The 20,734-nt window shown below is 40.8% G+C and carries 15 protein-coding genes; 5 read left to right on the top strand and 10 right to left on the bottom strand.

The annotated features are described in order from the left end of the window. Positions 1 to 108: 108 nt before the first annotated feature. Positions 109 to 1,137, top strand: a complete 1,029-nt coding sequence (gene obgE / locus ACR5KR_RS10325; protein WP_448266446.1) for a GTPase ObgE — start codon at positions 109 to 111, stop codon at positions 1,135 to 1,137. 58 nt (positions 1,138 to 1,195) lie between these two features. Here the strand turns inward: obgE and ACR5KR_RS10320 are convergent, their stop codons facing one another. The 7 genes from ACR5KR_RS10320 to ACR5KR_RS10290 form a co-directional block, all read right to left on the bottom strand. Further along, positions 1,196 to 2,638 (bottom strand): NAD(P)-binding domain-containing protein, encoded by a 1,443-nt coding sequence (locus ACR5KR_RS10320; protein WP_448266445.1) that lies wholly within the window; start codon positions 2,636 to 2,638, stop codon positions 1,196 to 1,198. Positions 2,639 to 2,883: 245 nt separating this feature from the next. Continuing rightward, positions 2,884 to 3,123, bottom strand: a complete 240-nt coding sequence (locus ACR5KR_RS10315) for a hypothetical protein (RefSeq protein WP_448266444.1) — start codon at positions 3,121 to 3,123, stop codon at positions 2,884 to 2,886. 61 nt (positions 3,124 to 3,184) lie between these two features. Beyond that, complete coding sequence (locus ACR5KR_RS10310; RefSeq protein WP_445626669.1) at positions 3,185 to 4,216, bottom strand: ABC transporter substrate-binding protein; 1,032 nt, start codon at positions 4,214 to 4,216, stop codon at positions 3,185 to 3,187. A gap of 46 nt (positions 4,217 to 4,262) precedes the next feature. Continuing rightward, positions 4,263 to 5,024, bottom strand: coding sequence for a class II aldolase/adducin family protein (locus ACR5KR_RS10305; protein WP_445626670.1), 762 nt, complete (start codon positions 5,022 to 5,024; stop codon positions 4,263 to 4,265). Between the two features lie 141 nt (positions 5,025 to 5,165). Continuing rightward, a complete protein-coding gene (locus ACR5KR_RS10300; RefSeq protein WP_445626671.1) occupies positions 5,166 to 6,239 on the bottom strand; it encodes an aliphatic sulfonate ABC transporter substrate-binding protein in 1,074 nt (357 codons plus the stop codon). 209 nt (positions 6,240 to 6,448) lie between these two features. Continuing rightward, positions 6,449 to 6,874: a hypothetical protein gene (locus ACR5KR_RS10295; RefSeq protein ID WP_445626672.1), complete on the bottom strand. Its 426-nt coding sequence runs from the start codon at positions 6,872 to 6,874 to the stop codon at positions 6,449 to 6,451. Between the two features lie 86 nt (positions 6,875 to 6,960). Continuing rightward, the gene (locus ACR5KR_RS10290) at positions 6,961 to 8,199 is read right to left on the bottom strand and encodes an acyl-CoA dehydrogenase (protein WP_448266443.1); all 1,239 of its coding nucleotides are present in this window, start codon (positions 8,197 to 8,199) and stop codon (positions 6,961 to 6,963) included. A gap of 633 nt (positions 8,200 to 8,832) precedes the next feature. Here ACR5KR_RS10290 and ACR5KR_RS10285 point away from each other — a divergent pair. From ACR5KR_RS10285 to ACR5KR_RS10275, 3 genes are all read left to right on the top strand, one after another. After that, positions 8,833 to 9,588: a DNA-binding response regulator gene (locus tag ACR5KR_RS10285; protein ID WP_448266442.1), complete on the top strand. Its 756-nt coding sequence runs from the start codon at positions 8,833 to 8,835 to the stop codon at positions 9,586 to 9,588. A 13-nt stretch (positions 9,589 to 9,601) separates the two neighbouring features. Further along, the gene (locus ACR5KR_RS10280; protein WP_448266441.1) at positions 9,602 to 11,557 is read left to right on the top strand and encodes a CHASE2 domain-containing protein; all 1,956 of its coding nucleotides are present in this window, start codon (positions 9,602 to 9,604) and stop codon (positions 11,555 to 11,557) included. A 76-nt stretch (positions 11,558 to 11,633) separates the two neighbouring features. Then, the gene (locus ACR5KR_RS10275; RefSeq protein WP_448266440.1) at positions 11,634 to 12,389 is read left to right on the top strand and encodes a DUF928 domain-containing protein; all 756 of its coding nucleotides are present in this window, start codon (positions 11,634 to 11,636) and stop codon (positions 12,387 to 12,389) included. 73 nt (positions 12,390 to 12,462) lie between these two features. Here the strand turns inward: ACR5KR_RS10275 and ACR5KR_RS10270 are convergent, their stop codons facing one another. From ACR5KR_RS10270 to ACR5KR_RS10260, 3 genes are all read right to left on the bottom strand, one after another. Next, a complete protein-coding gene (locus tag ACR5KR_RS10270; protein WP_448266439.1) occupies positions 12,463 to 15,171 on the bottom strand; it encodes a CHAT domain-containing protein in 2,709 nt (902 codons plus the stop codon). Between the two features lie 260 nt (positions 15,172 to 15,431). Continuing rightward, a complete protein-coding gene (locus ACR5KR_RS10265; RefSeq protein ID WP_445626679.1) occupies positions 15,432 to 15,656 on the bottom strand; it encodes a hypothetical protein in 225 nt (74 codons plus the stop codon). A gap of 551 nt (positions 15,657 to 16,207) precedes the next feature. Then, the gene (locus ACR5KR_RS10260) at positions 16,208 to 16,513 is read right to left on the bottom strand and encodes a hypothetical protein (protein WP_448266438.1); all 306 of its coding nucleotides are present in this window, start codon (positions 16,511 to 16,513) and stop codon (positions 16,208 to 16,210) included. Positions 16,514 to 16,902: 389 nt separating this feature from the next. Between ACR5KR_RS10260 and ACR5KR_RS10255 the strand changes: the two genes are divergently transcribed. Further along, on the top strand, positions 16,903 to 20,601 hold the full coding sequence (locus tag ACR5KR_RS10255) for a two-partner secretion domain-containing protein (RefSeq protein ID WP_448266437.1): 3,699 nt from the start codon (positions 16,903 to 16,905) through the stop codon (positions 20,599 to 20,601). The last annotated feature ends 133 nt before the right edge of the window (positions 20,602 to 20,734 follow it).

Here is a 20,734-nt window from a genome sequence, read left to right as displayed (position 1 = left end):
TTACAAGTAAAGTAGTGAGGAATAAGATTTTAAAACTTATAATTTATAACTCGCCTATAACTTAGCACGGGCTAAACCCTAGCTATCCGCTAACAGGACTCTAGAAAGATGCAATTTATCGATCAAGCAAAAATTGAAGTTGAAGCTGGTAAAGGCGGCGATGGGATTGTCGCTTTCCGGCGAGAGAAATACGTGCCGGCTGGCGGCCCCTCTGGTGGTAATGGGGGAAGAGGTGGTTCGGTATTTTTCGTTGCCGAAGAAAATCTACAAACTTTGTTGGACTTTAGATACAACCATCGCTTCCAGGCAGAAAAGGGTACTCGTGGCGGGCCAAATAACTGCACTGGGGCAGCCGGAAAGGATTTAATTATTGAGGTTCCCTGCGGTACAACCATTTATGATGCTGAAACTGGCGAACTGCTAGGGGATTTAATTGAACCTAAGCAGACTTTGCTGATTGCCCAAGGTGGTAAAGGCGGACTGGGAAATCAGCATTTCTTGAGCAACCGTAACCGCGCCCCAGAATATGCCCTCCCAGGATTACCAGGAGAAATAAAGCAGCTGCGCCTAGAGTTGAAACTTTTGGCAGAAGTGGGGATTATTGGCTTACCAAATGCTGGTAAATCCACTTTAATTTCATCTTTATCAGCAGCACGTCCGAAAATCGCAGACTACCCCTTCACTACCCTGATCCCAAATTTGGGTGTAGTGCAAAAACCTACAGGCGATGGTACTGTTTTCGCCGACATTCCCGGACTAATCGAGGGCGCGTCTCAAGGTGCAGGACTGGGGCACGATTTCTTGCGCCATATTGAGCGCACGCGAGTGTTACTTCACTTAATTGATGCTACTAGTGATGATGTGGTTAGAGACTACAACACAATTAAGGAAGAATTACAAGCTTATGGACGGGGTTTAGCAGAACGTCCGCAAATTTTGGCGCTGAATAAAATTGATGCAGTCGATCGCGAAACTGTCGATTTGGAGGCGTTGGCCACCCAACTTAATCATCTTTCCTACGCGCCGGTTTTTGTGATTTCAGCAGTTACTCGCACCGGGTTAGAGCCGATGTTACAAGAAATCTGGGGAATTCTCGACCAAATGAAGGTTCCTGAAGAAGTGGAAGCATTTAGATAATTTGTAATTTGTAATTCGTAATTACTACTTTGATATGAATTATAAACGCTACGCAAATTTAGCTGACTGCCACCTTGGCTTGCTGTTGCCATACCGCGTCTGCATACAATAACGTGTCGAAGTCCGGCGAAATGTTGCCGCTAGCGATCCGGGCTTCGTGTAATGACCAGTCAGCGAAGAACAAGTCATGACTGATGCCTGCCACTACTGCTGGCACATCGCGTCGGATGCTGGGTACGTCGCCGATGGGCAGACCGAAGCTTACGAAGCCAGCAGGATTGAACACATGGATATTTTTCAGGTACGGGGCATTGCCAGGTACTTTCTCTTGGTATTCATGGGCGCTGCCAAGGTAAGGGTGGGTGCTGAGTCGCTCGTCACGTTGGTCGGCTGGGGCTTCATAGCGATCGCGCCAAAGTGCGATATGATGTGCAAATTCGGCGAGTTCCGGGCGCTTTGTCGGGTCAACAAAGTAGCCAGTACCAGCGATCGCAAAATCAAACTCGAAAACATCATCATTTACCTGAGCGACGATGCGATCCCCCTGGTTATGAGCAGATTTCCACGGTGCGGATAGATGCAGGTGGAAGTTAGAGAACGCTATTACCCGCTCGATTGCATCTGGTGGTGGCGTAGAGCCAACTTGATGAAAGCGCCAAGCTTGGAACCAGCGAGCTGCATCAGGTAGTTGCGGATAGTTATAGTAAGCGCCAGGATAACCTCGCACGCGATTCACTGCTACAGATGCGATCGCTGACCGTCGTGCGAACAAATGTACTGCTTTAGCGCCTGATTCAAGTGCCACTCCTGCCGCATCAAAGGCTGAGGCCGCAGCACCCAGCACTGCTACTGTTTTGCCACGCAGATTGTTGAAGTCGATTTCATCGGCGGTATGTGCATATAAGGTGCGTGGCAGAGATGCCAATACAGGCGGTATGTTTGGGCCACCAGTGCCAGCTACACCGTTGGCGAAGATAATTTTACGTGTGGTCTCCACTTGGGCGATACCGTTCACTTCTAGGTGTAGACGAAAGAAATCTGCGTCTGGCTCAATCCGCACCAACTTCGTCTGATACCGAACTGGAATGCTCAGAAAATGCCGATACCAGCTGAGGTACTCAGCCCACGCCACTCGTGGAATCCGGTCAATGGCTGCGTATGCCTCAACACCGTGCCGCGCCTCGTACCAAGCTTGAAATGACAGCGCCGGAATGCCCAGTTCTGGCCCTGGCAGGTTTTTCGGTGTGCGTAGCTTTTTCATCCGCGCCCGCGTCAGCCACACGCCTGCATGGGCTTCGTCAAGAGCCTCATCGATGACTGTCACGCGGCCAATGCCGACACGCCGCAGGGCAAATGCAAAGGTGCTGCCACTGCCACTACCGCCTACTATTGTCACATTGTGGTCAATATCTGCGCGATCGCTCACCCAGTTTTCGGGATCGGGGCCGAGTAGGCGCAACGCCTCACGTGCAGCAAAATCGAGGTCAGTCGTTGTTGTCATGTCGGTATTTGAAGATGAAATGAGATTTTATCGAGATTAGTAGATACTGAAAAGCATAATATCATGAGTAACTAATAATTAGCTTACCTAATATTCAGTTTTACGAATAAATAATGATTGACTGTTAGCGAAGCGGTGCTGATGTCATCCCAATACTTGAAAGAAGCTACCCCGGTAAAGGTGTACTGCACATTGCAAATTAGTTGAAATTTTCTATTAGTTTGAGTAGCTGATAATGCTTATCTTTATTTATTGGCGATAGCCTTTAAAGAAAAACTTTTTAGTTTGCTAAAAATCCCAAACTGTTTTATCTCCTGCTTAAAAACACGCTCGCGATCGGCAGATTCTTGTGGTGGAAATTCCCAAATATCACGGATCTCATGTTCTTGCTCATCTAATAATTGCAGATCATGTGGGAATTGAGACTGTTGCCCAAATAACCAAGGTACTCCATTTAATAATTCTCTTTCTATTCCATGAAACATATTTTTACCCTGATGAAAAATAAGGTGATGTTGACATTTAGCTTTTTACTTATTGCTGCAATTATTGGCATTTGGCGATATCTTCGTTAAAACTGCTGTCCCAAAGTTGTTTAACATCAACTTTTGTGGAAATTACACCCGCTTGAAAAAAGGTATCAGCAACCTTTTGCTGAGAAGCAATAGCCTCGTCAGAAACAGGAAGTAATTCTTGACGACGCTGTTGTTGTCCTTCCTTGGCATCCTGATAAACGATGCCTTCATCAACATCAATGGTATTTGCATAATTCTTCGACCATTGCTTGAGATTAGATTCCCGCCAAGTTTGGGATTTCTGCAAACGACAGAGAAAATCGGCGATTGCAACTTTCTTTTGGGGATCGGCGATCGTATTGGGTGAAGCAATAATTACGAAGTTACCGCTCAAAATATCTTTTGCAGATTCCAGCACCCGCGCCCCTTCTTTTTTGGCTTGGGGGATGGAGTAACCGTAGGTAGCCCAAGCATCAAGCTGTCCTTTACGAAAAGCAGCTAGTCCATCGGGTATCGATAAAGGAATTGTATTGATATCCTTCATCGTTAGCCCGACTTTTTCCAACATCTTAATCAGGAAGTAGTGGGCAGTTGTAGCTTTAACGTAACCCACTTTCTTACCTTTGAGGTCAGCGATCGTTTTGGCAGTCGAGTTTTTGGGTACGAGTACAACTTGACCAACCGTGGGCCCTTTGAGAGTGGCAATAATTTTTACAGATGCTTTCGATTCAATCGCAAAAATCGGCGGAATTTCACTAGCTGAAGCCAGGTCAATCGCACCAGCATTGATTGACTGTACCATCAAATTACCCCCAGTAAACTCAGTAAATTGAGTTGTGTAAGGGAAATTATCTAGTTTAGCTAACTTTAAATTTAAGTCCCAGCCACCTTTAAATTTAGCAACATGCAGTTGAGTTGTATTCGATAGTGCGACTTGGGATGCACTAGGATTAGTAGCGATCGTTGCCGGACTGGTAGACTTAACCTCTGAGCAAGCTGTTGTTGCTATTAACAAGCAACCCAAAGAGAAGAAAAAATTTTGCCGCAGCCAATTGGTAAACACGTTAATTTTTGGGTATAAAAAGACAATCAAGAAAAATAACCATCAACTACTCTAGTAAGCCTGGTTCTTCGCCTACAATTCGGTCGTAGAGCGGCTGAAAGCTAAACCAACCACCGGAATGGGTTCCTACTTGGTTATGAGTAAAAGTTGCTGTTTCGTGGTCAATGGGAAGTGGTTTACCAGCTGCTTCTGCAAGCAGTTGGGCTTGAGCCGATCGCTCAAAAGAAATGTACCAAAAAGCAGCTTCGTCTACTGTCTGTCCCACCGTCAAAAAGCCATGATTCCGCAGGATGACAGCTTTCTTATCTCCCAAAGATTCAGCAATTCTTTTACCTTCTGAAGTATCTAAAACTACTCCTTTATAGTCATCAAATAGAGCGTGGTCTTGATAGAAAGCACAAGCATCTTGAGTTAGGGGATCGAGCAGGCGACCAAGACTTGACCAAGATTTACCATGCAGAGAATGAGCATGAGCAGCTGCAACTATATCAGGTCGCGCCTCATGAACCTGGGAATGAATCGCAAAAGCGGCGCGATTGACAGGAGCATTACCTTTGACAACTTCGCCTTCTCTATCGACCAAAATCAAGTCAGAAACTCGGATGTGACCAAAGTACTTGCCAAGGGGATTTACCCAAAAATGGTCGGTAAACTCTGGATCTCTAGCGGTGATGTGGCCTGCGATTCCCTCACTAAAGCCAAAACGAGCAAATAGCCGAAATGCAGCCGCAAGGCGTTGTTTGCGATAGAGTCGTTCTTCTTCAACTCGTTCAAAGACTGGCGGTTGTGGTCTAGTGAAATTTGCCATGATTTTCTCTTTCTTGTTTTATAAGTACATTGGAATATCCAGAGCGTAAAGACCGCAGACTCTTTTGTTGGGGATGATAATAATGTCGCCAAATATTACCAGTATCATTACTTACGATATGGATCAAATACTGTATCTTTCCTACCTAGCGGCGGTAGTTTCTAACGGACACACTGCTGTCGCAATATCTACTCGTTGCGGAATAATTTTTTGCTCTAGTAACCAGTCAGCTGTTTTCTGAAGCTTGGCGATATCTTCAGTATTAGGAAATACGTAAGACTCTGGGCCTCGATTTTTAGTCACCTGCTTGGCTACCGCATCAGAGACTTTTAGCTCTTTAACTAAAAAATCTGATGCAGCATTAGTATGTTGATTTAACCACTCACCATCCTGACTCAAAGCAGTAAGAGCAGCTTTTACAGCTACAGGATTTTCTTTAGCTGCATCAGTACGAACAATCATAATGCCGTAGGTAGGAGCAGGGTGTGTAGTGGTAATTCTCCGTGCCTTATGCTCTAATTCTGCAATGGAAATATAAGGTTCCCAAACTGCCCACGCATCAACAGAACCTTGATATAGAGCAGGTGCAGCATCATTCGGTGATAGATAAACTCGCTGAACTTTATATGAAGGAATCTTTTCTTTTTCCAAAACTTTTAATAACAGATATTCGCCTGCACCACCTTGATTAACAGCAACTTTTTTACCTACTAAATCAGTCGGTTTTTGAATAGGAGAATCACCACGAACTAAGATGGCACTACTCAAAGAATCTGGACTAGGACGCTGTACAGAGCCAATACAAAGAGGTTGTCTGGCAGCGATTCCAGAAATCGAAGGAATATCACCACATCCACCAATATCTGCCCGATTCCCATTGAGAGAACTTAAAAGCGTAGCACAACGGTCAAATGGGCCACTCCATTCAACTTTGATATTTTGCGTGGCTAACTGACGCTCTAACTCACCTCGTTGACGCGCAATGGGAATAATCCCGCCTTTTTGGTAGCCCAAGCGAATCACATTGTTTTTCTCTGTAGTTTTGGTAGTGAGAGTTTTTGAGGAGGAATCTGAGTTTGCTACGACGTTGATAGCTTTTTGTTGACTGCAACCAGAAGCTATCAAACTCAGAAGAGACACTGCAACTACGAAGATTGTACTAGCAGAACATTTTTCTTTGTACTGAAAACGGTGTTCATTGAAATAATTCCCCACAATGGACTCCTTGATATCAATTATCAATTTTTAGGAGTTTAAGCAGCCATATCTATGATGATAGGGACTAAATTACACTAAGTCGACTGACTTACCGTAGTATAAGATATAAATACCACCTTTTAATGGGCTGTTCAAATCCAATCAATATTTCTTTATCTTTGACTATAAGAATTTAGTGCAGGTTAAATTTCAACCCCCAATTCCCCTTAAAATCTAAGTCCAGCCTGTTTCAATAGTGGTAGAACGCACTTACCGAAGAAATCCAGATCGGGTTCAAAATCATAAAAGGCAAGCTGGAAACCATCGACACCAGCTTTATTTAGTTGCAAAAGTTGTTCGGTGATTTGTTTGGGTAAACCGATTAACTGCACATTACCGCCGATCGCACTACCAAAGCCATGACGCAGATTTCCCTTTTGATGCCCCCTCCAGGCATGTGCATCGCTGCTAATGCTAGAACGTGCAGCAATTGACTGATAATCGGCACGATCGATAATCGCCTGAGCATATTCTTCTGCCTCTTTTTCAGTTTCCCGCACGACAATAAGCGGATTTAGGAGAGTGCGGACAAGTCTACCATTAGCGATCGCCTCTTTACTTGCTCTCAAAGAAGTAGTATCAATTGCACTCATAGTTCCTCTCAACGGTTTCGGTTGCCAGCAAGATCCCCGACTTCCGATCAATTGCTACAAGTTAGAAGTCAGGGGTCTGAACAAAATTAGAAGAATCCGCGTTGCGGCAATGGTGTACCGTTTATCTCGTAGTCGCCGATCGCACGAGCCTTAAAATGATTTGGGTTGTGTGAGGATAAAGTGCGGGCGTTGCGCCAATGACGATCAAAGTTGGAGCTTTTCTTTGTTGTAGAAGCCCCACCCACTTCAAACAACAAAGTAGCCGAACGTAGAGCCAAATCATCGACAATCAATTTGGCTTTGGCTGCACTCAGAGAAGCTGCCAGTGCCGCAGCCGTTTCTGCCTCTTCACCCTGAGCTTGGGCAGCAGGGAGGCGATCGAGAGCATCAGCTGCTGCCAAAACGATTGCTTCGGCAGCAAAGGCATTGGCGGCAATCTGCCCGACAGTCTGTTGCAAGATTGGGTCTTCTGAGGCTTGCTCGGATACAGCATGGTAGAAAGTCCTCTTTCGGGTACGGATGAGGGTTGTTGCATCGCGCAGAACGCTGCGAATAATGCCGGCGTTGATTGCTGTTAAAAATAATTGCGGGACGATGTTGTAGGGTAGGTTGTCTTTGTCTGTATCTGTCTCAAAAATTACTTCATCTGCCTCTACACGTGCATTCGTGAAGGTAGTCGTTCCCGTACCTGTGAGTCTTTGTCCAAAGCCGTCCCAGTCGTCCACAAGGTCAATCCCCTCGCGGTTAGTAGGAATCAGTATAAACGCTTTAGTGCCATCAGGTACTAGTACACGCACAAAAATCAAGTCTGCATAAAGGCTGCCAGTGCTGTAATACTTCGTCCCATTTAGACGATAGCCGTTGCCATCGGGTGTTAATTTTGTATTCGCGACTTGACCACCACCAGATCGCTTGACTTCTAGTTCGGTGGAAGCGAGTCCAATAATCGCGCCATCAGCAACGGCTTTGAGCCAGCGACGATTCCTTGGGGTGCGTTCTGAACGCAAAATCCGCTCTGTGACAGAGAAATGATTCCGCACAATGTGAGCGACGTTCGGATCGGCATCCCCTAAGCGAATTACGACCTCGAATAGTTCGCGTGCGGTGCTACCGCCACCACCTTCAGCTACGGGGATTCGCAATGCACCTAATCTGGAACGCCGGATCAATTCAACCACATTATAAGGAAGGATGCGATCGCGATCGCGCTCACTTGCTCCTATAGCAATGAAATCAAAAAGCTGCTGGAGTTCCGGCGAGTTTGCTCTCACCGGAGCTGAAAACTGAATTGTCGTATCTGCAAGTTTCTCTGGACTTTTAATCATTAGTTTCTATCTCCGAATATCCTGTGGAAAATCTATGTTGGTGAGTGGTGAGGCAATTGCTAATTTCTAGGTGACGCGACTTTAGCACTGCAAAATTGAAGAATGTTTCCAGCCTTGAGGCGATTACATCTGGTAACATATTCAAGCCACCGACTGCACTCGACAAAAACCAGCCCTCTGTAAGGGTTTTAGATGTATTTAAATCTTATAAAATACTAAAAATCTACCTACTTGCCGTAGATTGATACTCCCAAATTTTCCCCAAGTTGTCAATATGTTTTATGCCAAATTTGTGAACTTCTTCAAGGACAATTTTTATCCTACTCAAAGAAGTTTAAAATCCCATACACAATGGGTGTTTGTGTTGGGGTAACAGTGTAAAAAATGCACTTTTGTGCATACGCTGTTAAGTTTATCTCCGATAAGCTATTGAGATAAAGAAGAATTCAGTTATTCTGAATTCAGGAGCAAAGCCGGAGACGTTTCCGTTGCCCAGGTCAGAATCAATTTAGTATGGTTTTACACCACGCTTAATTGTATACCGTTATAGAGTCAGGGATATTAAACCCTTTTGTGATTTACTAGTTACACAGAATATTCAACTGAAATTTTTAAAGTAGGAGTATAAAATTTATGGTTGAAATTGGTGTGAATAAGTTAGCAAAGAACCAAATACAATTAGAGTCTCAAAACTTCAAATCCCAAAAAATCTTGGTTGTCGATGACCATCAAATGATTTTAACTGGGACCCTCGATGTACTGAAGCGACAATATCCAGACACAGAATTTCTTCAGGTGAAAACTGCACGAGATGCTTTAGAAAAAATAGCTCAAATACAAGTAAAACAGGAAGATAAAGAGCAGGAAAAAGCACCTTTGAATTTGATTGTGGTCGATTTATCGATTCCTGCGAGTGAGGGAATTACTGCGACTACTGATACTGGAATTGAACTGATCAAGCAGCTACTCAAACAATATCCAGAGCAGAATTTTTTGGTACAAAGCAGTTATGTTAAAGCTTTAGTGCGGATCAAACATGAAATCGACAATCATCAGGGGGGATTTGCGATCGCAGATAAAAATTTGCCCGAATCGGAAATGTTAATCCGCACGAATTTAGCACTCCAAGGTGGAACTCATACTAAAGATATTAAAACAGCGATTGAACTGAAACCGGACTGGTTGCAAGTTTTGCGTCTGGCATTTGACGAAGGATTAATGGATAAACCGATTGCCGACCGGATGTATAAATCGGAACGTGCTATTCGCAATTACTGGACGAAGATTCAGGATGTACTTGGTGTATACCCAGAAGATTGTAAGGAAGGTGGAAAAAGTTTGAGAATCCAAACAGAAATCCGGGCGCGTGAAGAAGGATTAATTGATTAGGAGATGAGAGTAAATGCGTAGAGGTTGGGATGAAATTATCACAGAATTAAAGATATGGCGCTATGCAGCACTGCCAGGAATTATTGTGTTGATACTGGTTATCCTTGCTCGTATGGTTGGTTCGCTACAAGTTCTAGAATGGATGTTATTCGATACATTTTTACGTCTGCGTCCACCCGAACCTGTTGATGAACATGTAGTAATTATTGGCATTGATGAAGACGATATTGCTAAAGCCGGAGGATATCCTATACCTGATGGTGAAATTGCATATTTACTAAACAAGTTGGAAACTTACAAACCTCGTGCGATCGGACTCGACCTTTTCAAGAATGTCCCTGTTGAACCAGGTCACAATCAACTTGTGAAAACTTTTCAGGCTCATCCTAATATATTTGGTATTGAAAAAAATCAGAAACCTCAGATTCCAGCACCCAATTTTATTCCTCAAGAAAGAACTGGAATAGTAGATATTCACAACGATAATGATGGTAAAAATAGACGCTACATCTTGTGGACACCAAACTTCAATAATATTCAAGAAGACCGTTTTTCTCTAGGTTTTAAACTTGCCCAATTTTACCTTCAATCACGAGGAATTAGTGATGAAGATGGCGCAAAAGACCGAGATACAATACGATTTGGTAATACTGAATTACCCCGTGTAATACCAAACTTTGGTGGATATATTGATAAAAAAATTACAGGTGAATTACAAATATTAATCAACTTTCGACAGAGAAATCAGCCATTTCGCATTTTTTCACTAAATGATATTAAAACAGGTCAGACATCAGAAGGTAAGATTGACCCTAGTTGGTTGCGTGACAAGATTATTATTGTTGGTAATTTATCTCCCAGTGTCGGAGATAATTTGTATACATTAGCAATTCCTGGAAGGAAAATAACTGGACAAATATATGGAGTTGAGTACCACGCACACGCAACTAGCCAAATTGTTAATGCTGTTTTAAACAATCGCCCGATGTTGAAGTCTTGGACAGAACCTTGGGAATATATATGGATAGTAATTTGGGGAATTACTCCGATCGCAATTGGACGCTTTACCCAATCTATTATGAAAAATCTGTTGGCTGTGACAGTTGTGGGTTTGGGCGTTACTGGTAGCGGTTACATCAGTTTGCTATTATGGGGAGTTTGGATTCCTGTGGTTCCTAGTTTGCTAACTTTGGCAATGAATGGCGTGGGATTAAGTGCATTCGCATTTTTTCAGCATGATAAACTGTTGCGTGAAAAAAATGATCAACAAAAGCGCACAATTGAATATACATTTAATCTTATTCATAATGGACCATTGCAAACCCTCGCCAACGGATTACAACAATTAAGGAAGCAGAATCTACCCAATGAGCAATTAATTTATCAGTTTGAAAAGCTTAATTCTGAGATTCGTGAAATTGGTGAATATTTAAGAGTAGAAGCACTGACTAATTATGAAAGTTTAAGATTAGGAAGTGGATTAAAAATAGATTTAAATCGTCAGATACATGATTTATTTTACGAAGTATATTCCAGCACACTTGAACGCTACGACCTAGAATATTTAAAAACTCTTAAAATAAAAACGCGCACATTTGAGCCAATTAATGATAAATATTTAAATATGGAACTTAAGAGGGAACTATGCTTATTTTTAGAAGAAAGTTTATGTAATGTGGGTAAACATGCACGAGGAGTAAAGTCTATAGAAGCATCTGGGATTTGCGTAGACGGTGAATACTCACTCTGTATCAAAGATGATGGTTCTGGGTTAACTGCACACAGCGAAAACAAGGGTACAAAACAGGCTCAAAACCTTGCTAGAAAATTAAATGGCAGCTTTAAACGCGAGACTGTAAAACCACGAGGTACACTGTGTGAATTGATTTGGAAATTAACTATAAACGTCCAGCAAATAAACACTCAAAAACCTGATTTGAATAAGAAAGAATTCAGAATACAGAATTAAATTCTGAGTTCTGCTTTAAATTTTTCATGTCTACTAGCTTGATAATTAACAACAAATAAAAAACTAAGCAATACCTATGAAACTTCGTAATTTTTCGTTGTTTCAATCGTTGTCTGCAAAAGCTAACCAACGGCGACTGGTAAGTATTTTTACTTTGAGCTTGTTTCTGTGGGTTACGCCAGAAGCGATCGCTAAATTTAAACCTCGCACTCGTAATCCTCCTAGCCCATACTCTCGTGGTGGTGGTTCGCGAGGATGTCCTGGTGATGGAGGAATTCCTCTGACTTTACTAGCACCGCAGACTTATGTGAGTGAAACTGTATCCAAGCGTCCTACATTTGCGTGGTTTATGTCAACAGCAGGTACCGTTGATTTCATGTTGTTTGAGGTGAAACCAAAGCAACTACCGCAGATAGTAATGAAAGCAGAGGAATTAAATTCATTACCAGGAGTGAATAAATTTGTAGTTCCTTCTACGCAACCGGAACTTACGGTAGGAAAAAAATATTTCTGGCGAATTTCGATGCTTTGTCCCAATGGTTTAGCTTTTGAAAGTGCAGATTTTCAAGTTATAGACATACCTTTGGCATTCAAAGGAAGTATTAAATCTGCTAGGAATTCAACTCAAAAAGTTACCTATCTGGCAGAACAGGGACTTTGGTATGATGCGTTTGCAGAAGCATTGAAATATTCCAGTCAAGGTAAATTAGGTAAATTAGGTTCTAATTTAATCCAGGAACTAATTGAGAATGAAAGGGTAGAAGATAAACCTAATGATAGGGAAGCAGTTAATAGGTTTATCAAGAATTTACAACTGATTTATCAGCAATAAAGTTGATGGCGATCGCGTTATTTCTAGAGAAGTTGCAATGTAAATTCTCTACATAGGTAAGATCGCTAATCAATTAAACCCAATTACCAATCAAAATAAACGGCGACCAAAATGCTGGACTTGCAAACACCGATTGCTCTCCAGTTAACTCGATCATCTTAATTTGTGCTTGACGTAAAGCTTCAACTTTTGTCATCCCTGGCTTCTTCAAATTACGATAAAATTCCTCAACTAAAAGCGCTGTTGATTTATCCTGAACTGACCATAATGAAGCTACTGCACTTTTAACACCAACTTGTAATGCAACTCCCGCTAAACCCAATGTAGCGCGATCGTCTCCTAGTGCTGTTTGACAGGCTGTGAGTACTAACAATTCTAATGCATTTGCTTGACCGCGAAGGTTACTTAAAGCAGCTTCGAGTTCGCTAATTGTGAGTTTACTATTATTTCCCGTGACAATAAATGTATCTTCAGGAATTGTGCCAAATTGTGCGTGACTGACTATATGAACGACAGGGAAAATGTTTTTATTACCTAGTTCTGTTTTAAGAGTTTCTGGAGTAAATTTTGTATCAATAAAAAATCTACTTTTGGGAAAAACTTGTTTTACTGCTTCAATTTCTTTCTGGGCATAGTCTAATGCTTGAAACTCTTGTTTATCTATAATTGCTGCTTTCGTTAAACCCAAAATTAGAGCTTGTTCTAGGGGGCGATCGCTCGATTTTGGTGCAGTCAAGCGAAGACTGGGAGTAGTTCCAACTGCGTATTGTTGTATTAAATATTGTTGTGCTTGAGCATCGTAAAGTGCAGCCATTGGAATGCTACGTAGAAAACCATCTTGAACAAACACTAATGTTTTGATATTTGCTGCTTTTAAATTTTTTACAAAAGGGCGAATTATCAAATCGTAGAGTTGACTTGCTAAAGTGCGATCGTAACCATCGGGACGAGCTTGACCTAAGATTAGCGACTTTTGAAATGCTTTAATTTGGTTTTGTAATTCTTCTTTTGGGAGGATTTGATTATTTGCTTGCACCCAACGAGTCAGCGTTTTTCCCGCTTGATTTTCCCCTGGTGGTAAAGTCAGCAGCAGTGCTATCTTATCATCAAAAATAATTGAACTCAAAACTGCGGTGTTCTTATCTACTATCTCATCTACTCTCTGAGGATTGAGTACATTAATAATACAATCACCACCGAAGTAATTTTGTAATTCTGCCAATTTCAGAGAATCAATTGTTTCTAAAGCATCCGATACATCAGATTTTGATATATCTGACTTTACTGATGCTTGCAATATTTGCTGAAGTTGAAATTCTGCCAGTTCGCGATACAAAGGTTGAACAACATCACGAAAGTCAAATTGAACATCACGTGTAGTTGTCATAATATCACTGCGAATTGCTTCTAAAGTTTTAAATGCTCTTTGGTATGCTTCTAGTGACTCTTTTTCCTGATTCTGCTTTTTCAATATTCTTCCTGCTTGCCATTCCCACAAATACAAGCCATCTTTTGCTGCTAATTTTTGGTCTGCTGCTATCAGTGCTTGTTTGGTATACTTGAGTGCTTGTGCTTCATCACCTCGACATTCCCAGAAATGTCCTAATGCACCGTAAGTATATGATTCAATACGGGAATTTTGAATTTTTTTACTGATAGTAATTGCTTTATTTAAAATATCAATAGATTCTGTATTTGATAGTTTACCTAATTCACCTGTTTTCGAGCATTGAGCGATCGCAGAAGTAATTGTGAAATCACTTGGTAATAGAGCTAAATCAATTGCTGCGTAGACTTTTGTCGAAGAATCGGGGACTTGTTCAATTAAACTTACAGCTTCTCGGATTTTACTATCAATTGTCGCGTTAGAGATAATATTTAAACCGTGGCTTCTATAACCAACTTGAATTGTGTTAAGTAAAGCTTGAAGTTGCCCAATAGAATTGTTTTGTTTGCGTGCTAATTCTAAACTAATATTAAAATAGCTAATTGATTTCTTAAAATTTACTATAGCATTTTGTTTAAATTCTCCAGCTTTGTAACCATTAGTTTGTTCTGCGGACTTTGACCGTATATACCAAAGTTGTCCTAAATTGATATGGACATTTCCCAAACTATTATTGATGAGAATTTCATATCCCGAATCTTCGACTTTTGCTGCGTATTCTAAATATTGAATCGCTAAATCATAACTACCTACTAAACGCAGTGCTTCACCTAAAATACCTAATGCTGCAACTTCTGTATGTCTATCTTTATTTTTCAGAGCAATTTGTAATGCACTATTGGCATCGCAGGGTTGTTTTTTATCTGACTTAATATCAAATTTATTACTGCACAATAAAGAAATTGCTTTTCTTACTTGTCCTTGGTTGTTGTATGTCTGCGCTACTTCCGTCAGCATTCGTCCTACCTGACGCAAATCCTTAGCTGCACTGTAGTGGGTTATTGCTTCATTGAAGAATGCGATCGCCTCTTTTATATCACCCAATTGCCGATAAGCCCTAGCAAGATTTTCGCTGACAATCGCTGCATTCTGGACATTGTGAGCTTTTTTATAAGTATCTAAAGCTTTCTGCCAAGTCTCTATAGCACCCCCAATATCTCCTGCTTCATAACTTTTAACACCTTGTTCCACCTGTTGGCTAATATCAGTATTTTGTGATGTTGCAATATTTGCCATCAAAGGTAGGTGAGTCAACCAAGTAAAAAATATGAGGCTACATAAGAAGAGAAATCCGAGAAATCGACGCTTGTTCAATTGGCGATCGCGATTTGACACAGCCTAACTCCTGCAATATCCTACCTCAGATTCCCGACTTCTTTGAGAAGTCAGGAATCTTGTTGTTTACAAGCTCATTCATTCAGTATTAATTCTTGTTTAACAGAATACCAAATTTTTGGGTGTTGCTGAATTTATATATGATTCAGGATTTTTCAGAATATCCAAACCTTTGCAGAAACATGAAATTTTGCGTTTCCATACTCAGATTCATACTTCAAATCAACAACGCTATAGATCCGGCTCAAGAATTACCAGTGTTAGGGAAATAATGAGGCTATCTGTAACAACAATATAATTGCTGCATGAGCCGCATAGGCTGGACTGAAAAGAACTAGCAGAAAATACACAAGTCCTAATACTACTACAAATGTTGTCGCTATCAATAGTAATGGCGGAATAATTATTCCTATTATGGTTAAGATAGCCAAAATTAGATCGATAATTGGCATTCCGAAAAGCCATATCAAAAACTGGTAAAGCATTCACTTACTCCTAAATAGCAACATTTCAACAATTAGATTCTTCTTTCATAGCATTTTTCCAAATATTTGATACTTATTATTTTCCTCAGTTCCCCTAAAAAAGGAGGACTAAGGGATATGATATGTTTCAAAGTTCAAGAGAAATTGTTTCAGTTAAGGTAAAGTTACTAATACTTCTGAAACTTCCATTCATTGCTTTGTCTGTCCAACTCGCAAGTTGCTGAATTTGAACCAAACGTCTTGCACAATTCTGATTGTCTATTGTAGAAGAAGAACCACCACACAAGGAGTACTGCAAGGATGGCTAGAGGTACGTATGTTTTATTCATAGAAAATTGCCTCATTACTTGATGAACAGGGGTTGTTGTATCTAAACCGTTCACTGGTTAAGGGATAACGTCCGCGTTATGCAAATGACTGTTTTCTAATTCTTGAGCGCGATCGCATTTAGTACTACAATGATTGAATTGCGAATTCATGGTGAATATTCGTCACTTTGAGAAAATGTAGTAAACTATGAGTGCGAAGCACACGCTGCTTTAGAATCTTTACTATTGACCAATCACTTGTCTTTGAGCAATGTAATTATTTAGATTTGCAAAGTAGTTCGTATACTGTAACTCCATAGCGTAGCAAGTAGAATCGGGAATGTAAGGGCTGTTGTAGCAATTTGCTACTACAATATTTGCTTGTCGCAACTGTTCATTTCTCAAGATTATTAATTCTTGCAATGATAGTCTATCAAGTTGTTCGCGTGTAACAGTTTGTGCATTTGCGGACATTTGCATATTAAAAGAAATCCCAATAGTTGCTAAAAAAACTAGTGTTTTTTTGACATGATTAAAATGCAAAGCCATAGTGAATGTACCTCATGTTTAGAAAAATCAGATATTAGCAACAACTAAAGACAAGTCTGCAAAATCAACCAATTTTGATATTTAAGTTGTCTAATGGATTGCTACCAGAGAAAATTGAAGTAAACAGAGTGATTCCAAAACGATTAAGTCATTTAAAATTAGAATGATTTATTAATCGTTCCTGATAGTTTTTAGATTAAACTGATTTTCAAAAAAAATCCTTCAACTCGTTGCTCATGTAATTGCAGATTTTGACTAAGCAGACTGCATAAAACTGCACTTATAAATGCGCAGAAAATTTCTGTCATGAATGTTTCCGAGAAGAAAATCATAAATTTCTTCTCTAAATAGCGGTATACTACAAATCAAATTAATTATTTTCATCACATATGATAAAGCGATCGCCACAGCGTCAAGTTATTACTGTGCAACTATCCCCATTGATAACAACACAATCTTTTAATCAAACTGCTGCGGGCGACAAAAAATTTTTTAATCTGTGTTTGAAAATAGTAAGTGCGTGGAGTTTATATGGAATAGCCGCATTTGTTCCAACTCCTGTTTTTGCCCAAAGTGCGATCGCCCCCGACAACACATTAGGATCTGAAAATTCTCAAGTTGTAACTAATTTTAACGGGTTCCCAGTTGAAGTAATTACTGGTGGTGCAACTCGTGGAATCAATCTGTTTCATAGCTTCCGAGAATTTAACGTCAGCGAGGGACGGGGAGCTTATTTTTTCAGTCCCAGTGCAGATATTCAGAATATTTTGGCACGGGTAACGGGAGGAAGTCGCAGCGAGATTTTGGGAAGATTGGGTATTTTGGGAGAATCAAAACCCAATTTGTTCTTGATGAATCCCAATGGAATTATTTTTGGTCAGGATGCAAGTTTAGATTTACAGGGTTCGTTTGTTGCGACTACAGCTAATGCTATTGGATTTGGAGAGAGAGGAAATTTTAGCGCAACAAATCCCCAAGCTCCAGGTTTATTGACGGTGAATCCTAGTGCATTGTTTTTCAATCAAATCACCCGCAGTGAAATCATCAACCGCAGTCCTCAAATTGGCATACCGGGAAGTTTGTACTTAGTTGGGGGAGATATTACGTTTGACAGTGGTATAGCGGGTTCAACTGAAAATCGTTTGGAATTAGGTGCGGTTGCAGGAACCGGAACTGTTGATTTGATTGGTAGCGGGAATCAAATGCAGTTAGGCTTTTATGAAGGTATATCAAAAGCGGATATTGTGCTGAAAAATAACTCGTTTGCTGTGACAAGTGGAGGAGGTGCGATCGCCATTAATACAGAGAATCTAAATCTTTCTGAGAATAGTTTAGTTGTTTCTGGTGGAACATCAAATGCGTCAGGAAAATCAGGTGATATTAATATTGGAGCGCGTAATATTAGCTTAAATAATCAATCTATAATTAGTTCTGCAAACCTTGGTCAGGGAGAGGCGGGAAAAATTACTTTGACAGTTCAAGATTCTATTTTATTAAGTAACGGAAGCAATATTAACAGTAGTTCTGCGGCATCTACAGTCGGTGGAGTTAACAACTTACCTAGTGGAAATATTGAAATAAAAACAAAAAATCTAGTACTTGATGGTAATAACACTTTTATTAGCTCTTCAAACCTTGATCGCGGTAGTGGTGGTAATATTAGAATTTTTGCAGATGATTCAATTTTATTAAATAATTACGCTTCAATTTCCTCTTCTAGTGATGGTCAAGGCAAAAGTGGAAATATTGATGTAAATACGCGATCGCTTACACTTTCCAATGGTGGAAAAATTGGAACTGACTCATCTGGAGGTGGCGACAGTGGTGATTTACTCGTTAATGCATCAGAATCAATTAATTTGAGTGGAATAGCAACATTAATAAATCCACAAACTGGAGGAGAATTTACTATAGGAAGTGGATTAACGACTAGTGCATTTGCTGCTGGGAGTGGTGGCAAATTAACAATTAATACGCCAAGATTGAGGATTAGGGATGGCGGATATATTACCACTGCTAGCTTTCAATCTGGTCGAGGGGGAGATTTAACTTTAAATATCGGAGATTCGATGGAAGTAGTTGGAGGTTCCCCCAGTGGTTCGAGTACTGTTTCCACTAGCGCAGTTGGTTCTGGGAATTCTGGCAACCTCAAAATTAATACCGATCGATTAAGTATCCGCGATGCAGCAACAATTACAACCTTAGCACGAGGGTCAGGTCAAGCTGGAGAGTTAAGTATAGATGCGAAAAACTCCGTAGAGGTTATTGGAGGTGCCAGTATTATCTCTGCTATTGCTTTTGTTGGAGGTGCAGGAAATATAAAAATTAACACTGGTAGTTTCCATCTTATTAATGGAGGGCAAGTTGCTACTTCAACTTTTGGTAGAGGTAGAGGAGGTAATTTGATAGTCAATGCAAGTAATGCAGTAGAAGTAATAGGGACATCAGGGAATGGTTTTATCAGTAGCTTGAATACTGGTGCAAGCCAAAATTCGAGTGGAGATGCAGGAGACTTGACAATTAATACTCGAAACTTACTAGTTCGCAATGGAGGAATTGTTGTTAGTGCAACACAAGGTGCTGGTAAAGGAGGAGATTTGATTGTCAATGCTTCCGAAAAAGTTGAAGCGATCGGTACATCACCAAATGGTCAAACTTTGAGTGGATTGAGTAGTTCAACAAGAAATTCAACTGGAGATGCAGGAGATTTGACAATTAATACTCCAGATTTGCTTGTGCGTGATGGGGCACAAATTGACGCTAGTACATACGGTAGAGGTAAAGGCGGTAATTTAACTGTTAATGCTGCAAACAAAGTACAACTAATTGGTACATCTGCTGATGGTCGCATTCTCAGTGGTTTGGGAGCTTCTGCTCAAGCTGGTATAACGGGAGATGCAGGAAGTTTAACGGTCAAAACCCAAGATTTACTCGTGCGCGATGGAGCAAGGGTATTTACTGGAACACTTGGTACGGGTAGAGCAGGAAATTTAACAGTCAATGCAAACAATAGTATACAATTGATTGGCGCATCCCTTAGTAACCCGAATTCTGTAAGTGGCTTAGTAGCAGCTTCTTATGTCAATTCCACGGGAGATGCAGGAAATATTGTCGTCAATACCCAAAATTTGCTAGCACGAGATGGGGCACAGGTATTTAATGGTACATTTGGTGCGGGAAAATCGGGAAATTTAACTGTAAATGCTTCACGTCAAATTGAATTAATCGGTAGGTCTGGCAATAATATTTTTCCCAGTGGTTTAATCGCTTCTGCCGAGCCAAATTCAACTGGAAATGCAGGAGATATGGTAGTTAAAACTCCCCAATTAATTGTAAGGAATGGTGCAGAGGTGTTAGCCAATGCTAAAGGAACGGGTAACGCAGGTATTATGACCCTAGACACCAATACCATCCGTCTCGACAACAAAGCTTCCATCAACGCTAACACCCGCAGCCCAAATAAAGACCCCAACCGTGAACAAGCAACTATCAACCTCAACACCCAAAATTTAACCCTCCGTCGCAACAGCAGCATTACTACCGAGGCCACAGGCGAAAACGTCATTGGTGGTAACATTAACATCGACACTGATTTATTAATCGCCCTCGAAAATAGCCGTATTAGCGCTAACTCAGATAATTCTCGTGGTGGTCGAGTTCAAATCAACGCCCAAGGCGTATTTGTCGGTACTCAACCCAGTGATGTCTCAAAATACATCACAGCCACTTCTGGGGTCGGCTTATCAGGAACTGTTAATGTTAACTCGCCCGACAACAGTTCAATTCAAAATAGCCTTACCGAACTCCCTACAAATGCGATTGACACCAACGCGCTCATTGCTAATAGCTGCGTAGCCCGCGTCAATAAAAAACAAGAAAATAGCTTCATCATTACAGGTGGAGGTGCTTTACCTAACCGTCCCGGTGATATATTAATGTCCAACTATTCTACAGATAGAGTGCGCGGTGTCAATAATGAAAATACATCGCGTCCTTGGAAAAAAGGCGATCCAATTATTGAACCAACTGGTGTATATCGACTCTCAAATGGTCAATTAGTAATGAGTCGAGAATGTCAAAATAATTGATAAAGTATCATCCTACTATAAACGTTACTAAATCGAAGTAAGAATTAGGATGCAGAAACGTTACATATAACGTCTCTGCAAGGATTTTATTATTACGTAAAATTAGTTGGCAGTAACCGCCCAAAGCTAATCT

This window comes from Nostoc sp. DSM 114159, assembly GCF_053470285.1.
Note: the sequence above shows the minus strand (reverse complement) of the source record. Positions and strands in the feature narration are given on the sequence as shown.